This is a genomic window from Pseudomonas sp. GM78, from assembly GCF_000282475.1.
Lineage (GTDB): Bacteria > Pseudomonadota > Gammaproteobacteria > Pseudomonadales > Pseudomonadaceae > Aquipseudomonas.
In genome coordinates this window covers 1-10,831 of the sequence record NZ_AKJF01000228.1, presented here as the reverse complement: position 1 = coordinate 10,831, position 10,831 = coordinate 1, and the positions used below count along the sequence as shown (strand labels likewise).

At 57.3% G+C, this 10,831-nt stretch carries 14 protein-coding genes and 1 tRNA gene; 11 read left to right on the top strand and 4 right to left on the bottom strand.

Going from position 1 to position 10,831, the window contains the following annotated elements:
- Positions 1-186: 186 nt before the first annotated feature.
- Entirely contained in the window at positions 187-381 is a 195-nt protein-coding gene (locus PMI35_RS00215; protein ID WP_008066674.1) for a hypothetical protein, read from the bottom strand.
- A 133-nt stretch (positions 382-514) separates the two neighbouring features.
- Between PMI35_RS00215 and PMI35_RS00220 the strand changes: the two genes are divergently transcribed.
- Positions 515-820: a hypothetical protein gene (locus tag PMI35_RS00220; protein ID WP_008066673.1), complete on the top strand. Its 306-nt coding sequence runs from the start codon at positions 515-517 to the stop codon at positions 818-820.
- A 166-nt stretch (positions 821-986) separates the two neighbouring features.
- Entirely contained in the window at positions 987-1,304 is a 318-nt protein-coding gene (locus PMI35_RS00225; protein WP_008066672.1) for an I78 family peptidase inhibitor, read from the top strand.
- A 71-nt stretch (positions 1,305-1,375) separates the two neighbouring features.
- Here the strand turns inward: PMI35_RS00225 and PMI35_RS00230 are convergent, their stop codons facing one another.
- Entirely contained in the window at positions 1,376-1,588 is a 213-nt protein-coding gene (locus PMI35_RS00230; protein WP_003179963.1) for a cold-shock protein, read from the bottom strand.
- 292 nt (positions 1,589-1,880) lie between these two features.
- Positions 1,881-2,180 (bottom strand): hypothetical protein, encoded by a 300-nt coding sequence (locus PMI35_RS00235; protein WP_008066671.1) that lies wholly within the window; start codon positions 2,178-2,180, stop codon positions 1,881-1,883.
- A 373-nt stretch (positions 2,181-2,553) separates the two neighbouring features.
- On the opposite strand from PMI35_RS00235, the gene thrS reads away from it, so the two are divergent.
- The 9 genes from thrS (at position 2,554) to PMI35_RS00275 (ending at position 10,010) form a co-directional block, all read left to right on the top strand.
- Entirely contained in the window at positions 2,554-4,476 is a 1,923-nt protein-coding gene (thrS, locus tag PMI35_RS00240; RefSeq protein WP_008066670.1) for a threonine--tRNA ligase, read from the top strand.
- Positions 4,476-5,027, top strand: coding sequence for a translation initiation factor IF-3 (gene infC, locus PMI35_RS0133215; protein WP_172435703.1), 552 nt, complete (start codon positions 4,476-4,478; stop codon positions 5,025-5,027). The genes thrS and infC overlap by 1 nt, the downstream gene beginning before the upstream one ends.
- Positions 5,028-5,087: 60 nt before the next feature.
- Positions 5,088-5,282, top strand: coding sequence for a 50S ribosomal protein L35 (rpmI, locus tag PMI35_RS00245; protein ID WP_002553160.1), 195 nt, complete (start codon positions 5,088-5,090; stop codon positions 5,280-5,282).
- A gap of 28 nt (positions 5,283-5,310) precedes the next feature.
- Entirely contained in the window at positions 5,311-5,667 is a 357-nt protein-coding gene (rplT, locus tag PMI35_RS00250) for a 50S ribosomal protein L20 (protein ID WP_007905879.1), read from the top strand.
- A gap of 109 nt (positions 5,668-5,776) precedes the next feature.
- On the top strand, positions 5,777-6,793 hold the full coding sequence (gene pheS, locus PMI35_RS00255) for a phenylalanine--tRNA ligase subunit alpha (RefSeq protein WP_008066669.1): 1,017 nt from the start codon (positions 5,777-5,779) through the stop codon (positions 6,791-6,793).
- A 26-nt stretch (positions 6,794-6,819) separates the two neighbouring features.
- Positions 6,820-9,201, top strand: a complete 2,382-nt coding sequence (pheT, locus tag PMI35_RS00260; RefSeq protein ID WP_008066668.1) for a phenylalanine--tRNA ligase subunit beta — start codon at positions 6,820-6,822, stop codon at positions 9,199-9,201.
- Positions 9,202-9,204: 3 nt separating this feature from the next.
- The gene (gene ihfA / locus PMI35_RS00265; RefSeq protein WP_002553164.1) at positions 9,205-9,507 is read left to right on the top strand and encodes an integration host factor subunit alpha; all 303 of its coding nucleotides are present in this window, start codon (positions 9,205-9,207) and stop codon (positions 9,505-9,507) included.
- A complete protein-coding gene (locus PMI35_RS00270; RefSeq protein ID WP_003179985.1) occupies positions 9,488-9,844 on the top strand; it encodes a MerR family transcriptional regulator in 357 nt (118 codons plus the stop codon). The genes ihfA and PMI35_RS00270 overlap by 20 nt, the downstream gene beginning before the upstream one ends.
- Before the next feature lie 89 nt (positions 9,845-9,933).
- Positions 9,934-10,010: transfer RNA gene (locus PMI35_RS00275), tRNA-Pro, on the top strand.
- A gap of 190 nt (positions 10,011-10,200) precedes the next feature.
- On the opposite strand, the gene PMI35_RS0133210 is transcribed toward PMI35_RS00275, so the two are convergent.
- A complete protein-coding gene (locus tag PMI35_RS0133210; RefSeq protein WP_032832201.1) occupies positions 10,201-10,659 on the bottom strand; it encodes a hypothetical protein in 459 nt (152 codons plus the stop codon).
- Positions 10,660-10,831: the final 172 nt, after the last annotated feature.

Here is a 10,831-nt window from a genome sequence, read left to right as displayed (position 1 = left end):
GCCGACCTGACTTTTACGGCTGTACCTGATCCCCTGTGGGAGCCAGCCTGCTGGCGATGGTCGCCAACGATAACGCGCCCTGTCTGGATGAGCCCGTTGTCTGGAGGTTCATCGCGAGCAGGGGAACGAGTACAACCGCGAAACCAGGCTGCCTTCACGCCCAGAGCCCCCCAGCCATGGAATCTCTCACTGCGAATGCCCGCCTCGCGAATGTTTTTCGAAGAGCTGGTCGATGAAAGAGCGTGCCGCTTCGGTGCCCAGGTCCTTGACCAGCAGGTCAACGCCGATGATGGCCAGTTCTTCCGGGCTGCCGGGGCTGTAGGACTTATGGCCATCAGGCCACTTGATCTTGATGTCGGCTTCGATGCTCACGCTGGTCATGACAGGGCTCTAGAGTCAGGGAAAATGATGAGTGTCGAGTTAATCACTTTACGACGCTTTTGGCACTGCGACTTAGGCATGAACGCAGGGCTGTGCGACACTTGGCCTTTGATGGCCATTTCAGGATCGCGCTGTGCAGATCGATTTGAACACTCCAGGCGCCCTGACCCTTGACGCGGTGCGCCAGCTGTTGGCGGCAGCCAGCGATGATGAGCACACGCAATTGCGCGTGACCAAGGGCGGCATCGCCTATATTTCATCGGGGGTCGTGGGTGGCAGCGATATCGACGGCTTGCTGTTTCGCCTGGAAACCTGGGCGAAGGGTTCCGGTTATGTCGGACGGGTGGCGGCCAGTGACGAAGTCTGGGTCATGCAAATCTACAATGCGTTGAAGGACAACTGGCCAAAACCGGCCTTTGACTACATCGACGTCTACTAAATGCCGTTCATATTCAGTCACGATTGAAAGATGAGGGACGGGGCGCAGCTCAGGCAAACTCGCCGTTTGTCCGTTGTGAAGGGCAGGTGCCCGGGTTCCCCGTGAAACCAAACGCCGGATTGGCGGTCGCAAGAATTCAGCTAAATCATCGAAATAAGGAGGCGTCATGCCTTGGAAGCTCGCGTCATTGGGTACTGTGCTGGCTGCTGCCATGCTGGCCGGTTGCAGCACGGGAACCACCGAGCCGACTGACCCGGCCACTACCACTGAGTCAGGTCATAGCCGTTGCGAGGCCAAGTCGGCCGAGTTCGCCATCGGCAAGCAGGCTTCGCCCCAGTTGCTGGAGCAGGCACGCACCCGTGCAGGCGCGCAAAACGCACGGTTCCTGCAGCCAAACGACATGGTGACGCTGGAGTACCGCTCGGACCGCCTGAATCTCAACACCGATGCCAATCGGGTCGTCACCCGCGTCAACTGCGGCTGATCGAGCGGGATTTTGTAACGCCCATAAAAAACCCCGTCACATGGACGGGGTTTTTTTAGTGCGCCTGGAAATTACTCTGGGCGAACTTGAGCAGCTTGCATACCCTTTTGGCCTTTCTCAGCCACGAAGGAAACAGTCTGGCCTTCTTTCAGGCTTTTGAAACCGTCGCTTTCGATAGCTTTGAAGTGTACGAACAGGTCGTCACCGCCACCTTGAGGAGTGATGAAGCCGAAGCCTTTTTCATCGTTGAACCATTTAACGGTGCCGGTTTGGCGATTAGACATGGTGTATCTCCAAGAAACATATATTTTCAGTAGTACTGTGCTGCTCAGGCCAACTGGGCACACCCGAGTATCATAGTCGAAATGTTCGCTTTGGGAGCCCCCCACAGCGGTTGTTTGCCCTACAGTCGCACATTGTTTGTTCGCTGAATGGGCTGAAAGCCCCGTATTTAAAGGCTTTCAGCCCAACGTAAAGGTGAGAAAAAAACCTGTAAAACCTGCACAATTTGTAGGAAAAAGCGTTTTTCAGGGGTTTTTCACCGGCCGAAAACGCTTTTACAGTGCGTTTATCGGATTATTTTTTCGCTGGAGGGGCCTTGCACTTGGCTATCTTGCCCAGGGCCTCTTGTTTCAACGCATCACTGGCCTGGTTGTTCATCAGCGCCTGCAAATCCTTGGCCGGGTACGATTTGATCGCGTCGGCTCCGCAGGCGCAGTGGGATTTTGCCGCTGCGGCGCCGATCTGTTGTGCGGCGGCCTGGGTGCACTGCGCCATGTACTTCTCGCGTTCACCCTTCGGCCAATCGGCGTGGGCGGCCAGCGGAAGCAGCAGGACGATGGGTGCGACTACAGCGAATAAACGATTCAGACGCATGCCGGGATGCTCCTTATGGGGAATGTCTTGTTATCTGAGGGGTAAAACGCAGTTCAAGTTCAGCACTCTGGCACAAAAACGCCAGATTCGCCTCGGCGCAGGGCCTGGACGCCGCCACGACCGTTCATCTGTGCTAGCATGCCTGGCTCGGGCGTTCGCAGGCGCCGGTCGACCTTCAGTCCCGGCCGCGGCAGATACCCGAATAACCCTGATTTGAATCCCAGTCACTCTGGTTCGATTTTCCGGTTGGCCGCAAGGCTCCTGCCGCTGTAAGGCAGGCGTTCGTCATTGAATGGCCTGGATCGGATCTTGTACTGGCTCATCCCAACCCACGTGACCTTTGGTAGGGGTCACCACTAGGAGAGGAGGCGCCATGCCAACTATTACTCTTCCCGACGGCAGTCAACGTTCATTCGATCACCCGGTTTCCGTAGCCGAGGTCGCCGCATCCATTGGTGCCGGCCTGGCCAAGGCCACCGTAGCGGGCAAGGTCGATGGCAAGCTGGTCGACGCCAGCGACATCATCAGCAGCGACGCCACGCTGCAAATCATCACGCCAAAGGATGAAGAGGGGCTGGAGATCATTCGCCACTCTTGCGCCCACCTGGTCGGTCATGCGGTCAAGCAGCTGTACCCGACGGCCAAGATGGTCATCGGTCCGGTCATTGACGAAGGCTTCTATTACGATATCGCCTTCGAGCGTCCTTTCACCCCGGACGACCTGGCCGCCATCGAACAGCGCATGCAGCAGCTGATCGAAAAAGATTACGACGTGATCAAGAAAGTCACTCCGCGCGCCGAAGTGATCGAAGTGTTCAAGGCCCGCGGCGAAGACTACAAGTTGCGCCTGGTCGAGGACATGCCGAACGAGCAGGCCATGGGCCTGTACTATCACGAAGAATACGTCGACATGTGCCGCGGTCCGCACGTGCCGAACACGCGTTTCCTGAAATCCTTCAAGCTGACCAAGTTGTCCGGCGCCTACTGGCGCGGCGATGCCAAGAACGAGCAATTGCAGCGCGTCTACGGCACCGCGTGGGCCGACAAGAAGCAGCTGGCGGCCTACATCCAGCGCATCGAAGAAGCCGAAAAACGCGATCACCGCAAGATCGGCAAGCGCCTGGGCCTGTTCCACACCCAGGAAGAGTCGCCGGGCATGGTGTTCTGGCACCCGAACGGCTGGACCCTGTACCAGGTGCTCGAGCAGTACATGCGCAAGGTTCAGCGCGACAACGGCTACCTGGAGATCAAGACCCCTCAGGTCGTTGACCGCAGCCTGTGGGAGAAATCCGGGCACTGGGCCAACTACGCCGACAACATGTTCACCACTCAGTCGGAAAACCGCGACTACGCCATCAAGCCGATGAACTGCCCTTGCCACGTGCAGGTGTTCAACCAGGGCCTGAAGAGCTACCGTGAGTTGCCGATGCGCCTGGCCGAGTTCGGTGCCTGCCACCGTAACGAGCCATCGGGTGCGCTGCACGGCATCATGCGTGTACGTGCGTTCACTCAGGACGACGCCCACATCTTCTGCACCGAAGAGCAGATGCAGGCCGAATCCGCTGCGTTCATCAAGCTGACCATGGACGTCTACGCCGATTTCGGCTTCAAAGACGTCGAGATGAAGCTGTCCACTCGTCCGGAAAAACGCGTCGGTTCCGACGAGCTGTGGGATCGCGCCGAAGCGGCATTGGCTGCAGCCCTTGATAGTGCTGGCCTGCCGTACGATCTGCAGCCGGGTGAGGGGGCGTTCTACGGTCCGAAGATCGAATTCTCGCTGAAAGATTGCCTTGGCCGTGTCTGGCAGTGTGGTACCCTGCAGCTCGATTTTAACCTGCCTGTGCGTCTGGGTGCCGAATTCGTCTCCGAAGACAACAGCCGCAAGCATCCGGTGATGTTGCACCGGGCGATCCTGGGCTCCTTCGAACGTTTCGTCGGAATCCTGATCGAGCACTACGAGGGTGCATTCCCTGCGTGGCTGGCTCCGACCCAGGCAGTGATCATGAATATCACTGATAAACAGGCAGATTTTGCCGCCGAAGTGGAAAAAACTCTCAACGAAAGCGGGTTTCGTGCCAAGTCTGACTTGAGAAATGAAAAGATCGGCTTTAAAATCCGCGAGCATACCTTGCTCAAGGTTCCCTATCTCTTGGTTATCGGAGATCGGGAAGTCGAGATGCAGACTGTCGCTGTGCGTACTCGTGAAGGTGCTGACCTGGGCTCGATGCCCGTCGCCCAGTTCGCTGAGTTCCTCGCGCAAGCGGTTTCCCGGCGTGGTCGCCAAGATTCGGAGTAATTATTATTAAGCGTGAAATGAGACAAGATAAACGAACTGCACCGAAAGCCCCGATCAACGAGAATATCTCGGCACGCGAGGTTCGGTTAATTGGGGCTGAAGGTGAACAGCTCGGGATTGTGTCAATTGAAGACGCGCTTCTTAAGGCTGAAGAGGCCAAGCTGGATCTGGTGGAGATTTCCGCCGATGCAGTACCACCTGTTTGCAAACTGATGGACTACGGCAAATCGATCTTCGAAAAGAAGAAGCAGATTGCTGCGGCCAAGAAAAACCAGAAGCAGATCCAGGTTAAAGAAATCAAGTTTCGTCCAGGGACGGAGGAAGGGGATTACCAGGTAAAACTGCGCAACCTGGTACGTTTCCTGAGTGACGGGGACAGGGCCAAGGTATCCTTGCGATTCCGCGGCCGTGAGATGGCCCACCAGGAGCTGGGGATGGAACTCCTCAAGCGAGTTGAAGGTGACTTGCTCGAGTACGGTTCGGTCGAACAGCATCCTAAGATGGAAGGACGCCAGCTGATCATGGTCATCGCCCCGAAAAAGAAGAAGTAATCAACAGGGCACGGCAGGCCTTCTGATTATGTTTATCAACTGAATGCGGAGTATCCGAACATGCCAAAAATGAAGACCAAAAGTGGTGCTGCTAAGCGGTTTCTGAAAACTGCTAACGGTATCAAGCACAAGCACGCTTTCAAGAGCCACATCCTGACCAAAATGTCGACCAAGCGTAAGCGTCAACTGCGCGGTAGCAGCTTGCTGCATCCGTCTGACGTGGCAAAAGTCGAGCGCATGCTGCGCCTTCGTTAATTTTAGTCAAGAATAGAGGAAGTAACTCATGGCTCGTGTAAAGCGTGGCGTCATTGCCCGTAAGCGTCACAAAAAAATTCTGAAACTTGCTAAAGGCTACTACGGCGCACGCTCCCGCGTATTCCGTGTTGCCAAGCAAGCGGTAATCAAGGCAGGCCAATACGCCTACCGTGACCGTCGTCAGAAAAAACGTCAGTTCCGCGCTCTGTGGATCGCTCGTATCAACGCTGGTGCTCGTATCAACGGTCTGTCCTACAGCCGTTTCATCGCCGGCCTGAAAAAAGCGTCCATCGAGATCGACCGTAAGGTTCTGGCTGATCTGGCAGTGAACGAAAAAGCGGCGTTTGCTGCGATTGTCGAGAAAGCTAAAGCCACCTTGGCTTAAGTACCCCCGACAGTCACCCGGCCTCACCTCTGTGGGGCCAGGTGTTAAACGTCATAAATAGGGGAAGAGCCTTCAAGCTCTTCCCCTATTTTGTATCTGGAGTCTGTACATGGAAAACCTGGATGCGCTCGTCTCTCAAGCACTAGAGGCTGTGCAAAGCGCTGAAGATATCAATGCCCTGGAGCAAATCCGGGTTCACTACCTTGGCAAGAAGGGCGAGTTGACTCAGGTGATGAAGACCCTGGGGAATTTGCCGCCAGAAGAGCGTCCGCAAGTCGGCGCCCTGATCAATGTTGCCAAGGAGCGTGTCACAGAGGTCCTCAATGCCCGCAAGGCACTGTTTGAAGAGGCCGACCTGGCCGCCAAACTGTCTGCCGAGTCCATTGACGTGACCCTGCCTGGCCGTGGCCAGACCTCGGGTGGTCTGCATCCGGTTACGCGCACTCTGGAACGTATCGAACAGTTCTTCACCCACATCGGCTACGGCATTGCCGAAGGCCCTGAGGTCGAAGACGACTACCACAACTTCGAAGCGCTCAACATCCCAGGCCATCACCCGGCCCGGTCGATGCATGACACCTTCTATTTCAACGCCAACATGTTGCTGCGCACCCATACCTCGCCGGTACAGGTCCGCACCATGGAGTCGAAACAGCCGCCGATCCGCATCGTCTGCCCAGGCCGTGTGTACCGTAGCGACTCGGATATCACCCACTCGCCGATGTTCCACCAGGTCGAAGGCCTGCTGGTCGATCGCGACATCAATTTCGCCGACCTCAAGGGCACCATCGAAGAATTCCTGCGGGTGTTCTTCGAGAAAGAGCTGGCCGTGCGTTTCCGTCCTTCCTACTTCCCGTTCACCGAGCCATCGGCCGAAGTCGACATGGAATGCGTGATGTGCAGCGGCAAAGGCTGCCGCGTCTGCAAGCAGACTGGCTGGCTGGAAGTGATGGGCTGCGGCATGGTTCACCCGAACGTGCTGCGCATGTCCGGGATCGACCCGGAAGAGTTTTCGGGCTTCGCCTTCGGCATGGGCGTCGAGCGTCTGGCCATGCTGCGTTACGGCGTGAACGACTTGCGTCTGTTCTTCGACAACGACTTGCGGTTCCTCGCGCAATTTCGCTAGTCGTAACGAATTCATAGGAGAGCAGGATGAAATTCAGTGAACAATGGCTGCGTGGCTGGGTAAGCCCGCAGGTAAGTCGCGACGAGCTGGTTGCCCGTCTGTCGATGGCCGGTCTTGAGGTCGATAGCGTGACGCCGGCCGCCGGCGAATTCACCGGCGTGATCGTCGGCGAGGTGCTGAGCACCGAGCAGCACCCGGACGCCGACAAGCTGCGCGTTTGCCAGGTCAGCAATGGCTCGGAGACCTTCCAGGTAGTTTGCGGTGCGCCAAACGTGCGCCCGGGCCTGAAGATCCCGTTCGCCACCCTCGGCGCCGAGCTGCCGGGCGACTTCAAGATCAAGAAAGCCAAGCTGCGGGGCGTTGAGTCCAACGGCATGCTGTGCTCGCAAGCCGAGTTGCAAGTGGGCGAAGGCAACGATGGCCTGATGGAATTGCCGGCTGATGCGCCGGTCGGCCAGGACATTCGTGAATATCTGAAACTGGACGACGCCAGCATCGAAGTCGACCTGACGCCGAACCGTGGTGACTGCCTGTCCCTGGCCGGCCTGGCCCGTGAAGTCGGCGCGCTGTATGACGCACCGGTCACTCGTCCAGTGGTGGCTGCCGTTCCCGCCGTGCACGATGAAGTGCGTTCGGTTGAAGTGCTGGCCCCTGCCGCCTGCCCGCGTTACCTGGGTCGTGTGATCCGTAACGTCGACCTGTCCAAGCCTACGCCGCTGTGGATGGTCGAGCGCCTGCGTCGCGCCGACGTGCGCAGCATCGATGCTGCCGTCGACATCACCAACTACGTGATGCTGGAGCTGGGTCAACCGCTGCACGCCTTCGATCTCGCCGAAATCAATGGCGGCATCCGCGTGCGCATGGCTGAAGAAGGCGAGAAGCTGGTACTGCTCGACGGTCAGGAAGTGAGCCTGCGTAGCGATACGCTGGTGATCGCCGACCACACCCGTGCCCTGGCAATCGCCGGCGTCATGGGCGGCGAGCACAGCGGCGTCAACACCGCGACCACCCGCGATATCTTCCTGGAAAGCGCGTTCTTCGATCAGATCGCCGTCGCTGGCAAGGCCCGCTCCTATGGCCTGCACACCGACGCATCGCACCGCTACGAGCGTGGTGTGGACTGGCAACTGGCCCGTGAAGCCATGGAGCGCGCCACTGGCCTGCTGCTGGACATCACCGGTGGCGAAGCCGGCCCGATCATCGAAACCGTCAGCGAACAGCACCTGCCGAAGATTGCCCCGGTCACCCTGCGTGCCCAGCGCATCACCCAGATGCTGGGCATGGAAATGGATTCGGCCGAAGTCGAGCGTCTGCTCAACGCCTTGGGCCTGACCGTTTCTGCCGATGGGGCAGGGCAGTGGCGCGTAGAAGTGCCAAGCCATCGCTTCGATATCAGCCTTGAAGTCGACCTGATCGAAGAACTGGCCCGCCTGTACGGCTACAACCGCCTGCCGGTTCGTTACCCGCAAGCGCGCCTGGCGCCGCAAGCCAAGGTCGAAGCCCGTAGCGAACTGCCTGAATTGCGTCGCCTGCTGGTCGCCCGTGGTTACCAGGAAGCGATCACCTACAGCTTCATCGATCCGAAACAGTTCGAGCTGTTCAACCCAGGTGTCGAGCCGTTGTTGCTGGCCAACCCTATCTCGAACGACATGGCTGCCATGCGCTCGTCCCTGTGGCCAGGCCTGGTCAAGGCGCTTTCGCACAACCTGAACCGTCAGCAGGATCGCGTTCGCCTGTTCGAAAGCGGCCTGCGCTTCGTCGGCCAGCTCGAAGGCCTGAAGCAAGAGCCGATGCTGGCCGGTGTCGTCTGCGGTAGCCGTCTGCCGGAAGGCTGGGCACAGGGTCGCGATACCGTCGACTTCTTCGACGTCAAGGCTGACGTGGAAGCAGTGCTGGGCTTTGCCGGTGCGCTGGATGCCTTCAGTTTCGTACCGGGCAAACACCCCGCGTTGCACCCGGGTCAAACCGCGCGCATCGAGCGTGAAGGTCGTCTGGTCGGTTTCGTCGGCGCCATCCACCCTGAACTGTCGAAAACCCTGGGCCTGGATCGTCCAGTCTTCGTTTTCGAGCTGGTCCTGGCGGAAGTGGCCTCGGGCAAAATGCCTAAATTCCACGAGTTGTCGCGTTTTCCTGAAGTGCGTCGTGACCTTGCACTGATTGCGCACAAAGACGTTGCCGCCTCGGCGGTACTGGACGTAATCCGTGAAAATGCAGGCGAATGGCTGACAGACCTCAGGCTATTTGACGTGTATCAGGGTAAAGGCATTGATCCTGATAGAAAAAGCCTCGCAGTTGGCTTGACCTGGCAGCATCCATCGCGCACTCTTAATGACGATGAGGTGAATTCCACGACGCAAAACATCCTCACCTCGCTCGAACAAAGGTTGGACGCCACGTTAAGGAAGTGACGTATGGGGGCTTTGACGAAAGCTGAGATGGCGGAACGTCTGTATGAAGAGCTGGGCCTGAACAAGCGGGAAGCCAAGGAATTGGTCGAACTGTTTTTCGAGGAAATCAGGCACGCTCTTGAAGACAACGAGCAGGTCAAATTGTCCGGTTTCGGCAATTTCGACCTCCGGGACAAACGCCAGCGGCCTGGCCGCAACCCGAAAACGGGGGAAGAAATCCCGATCACGGCTCGCCGTGTGGTCACCTTTCGTCCAGGGCAGAAGTTGAAGGCCCGAGTTGAGGCTTATGCTGGAACCAAGTCATAACGACGAGCTTCCCGTCATACCAGGCAAACGCTACTTCACCATTGGTGAAGTCAGCGAGCTGTGTGCGGTAAAACCGCACGTGCTGCGCTACTGGGAGCAGGAGTTTCCTCAACTCAACCCCGTCAAACGCCGCGGAAACCGCCGGTATTATCAGCGCCAGGACGTGCTGATGATCCGGCAGATTCGCGCGCTGCTGTACGATCAGGGTTTCACCATCGGCGGCGCACGCCTGCGCCTGTCCGGCGATGAAGCCAAAGACGACACCACCCAGTACAAACAGATGATCCGGCAGATGATTGCCGAGCTCGAAGATGTGCTGGTTGTCCTCAAGAAATAAATTCCTGCATTTAAATACTTCCAGTTTTCAAAAGCTTGCGATATATTCTTGAGCGTCCCTCGAGATGAGGAACGAGTAACACGCCTAGTCGGGGCGTAGCGCAGTCCGGTAGCGCACTAGCATGGGGTGCTAGGGGTCGAGTGTTCGAATCACTCCGTCCCGACCATATAATTCCAAGAAATCCAGTCACTTAGCGGTGACTGGATTTTTTTATGCCTGTGCTATTTGTATACCTTCGAATCTAGGGCACATATAGGGCACAACGCCATTCGAGGTTGATCTTCATGTGCCCTCTGTGTTGACTCCAGAACCTTACCGCTTTTGGTGTCTGTCGCAATGACCAAACTCCAGCTTCCTCACGATCCCGTGATGCCTTCGAAACCGAGTATGCAGGCGACGATTCGTTCTTCCCATGGTCTGCGCAGGTCAATACCGTCAAGCTTTAGCAGTAGTTCTGCCGCTTCAATAGGTTTGGCTTTGAGCCCCGGCTCTAGGTCCCTTAATCTTACTAGTGATGATTTTTTGCTTTTGGTCTTCAGAAAATCATTCCATCGAGGTTGAACAAGCTCTAGCCAGGCATCTGCAAATTGCCTCCAGTCCGGAGCTGCGCTCTCTGACCTTCCCTCAATGAGATCCAGCAAGCGGTGGATTTGATCCGCTTGGTCGGCGTGGCCTACCCATTCGCTATCGCGAGCCCAGCGTTTTAGGGTTCGAGAGAACTGTTCAATTGCAAGCCGCTTGCGCCGTGGCAGGAGCAGTTTGTCGATATCACTCAAGCGACCGAGTAAGCTCTGAAGCTTGTTCATGGCTGCCATTGTAGGCTCAAGGTTCTCGACACCGTCGCTCAGCTTCTCTCGTAAGGCCTCCGCAATCTCTCGAAGATGCGTGAGGGGAGGAAGTGTAGTGGTCAACTAATCCCGGACACGACGTTAAGTTTTTCTTCGGCGCGAGCTGGCGCCAGCCCGCCGTTGAATTGATGGGGTCGAA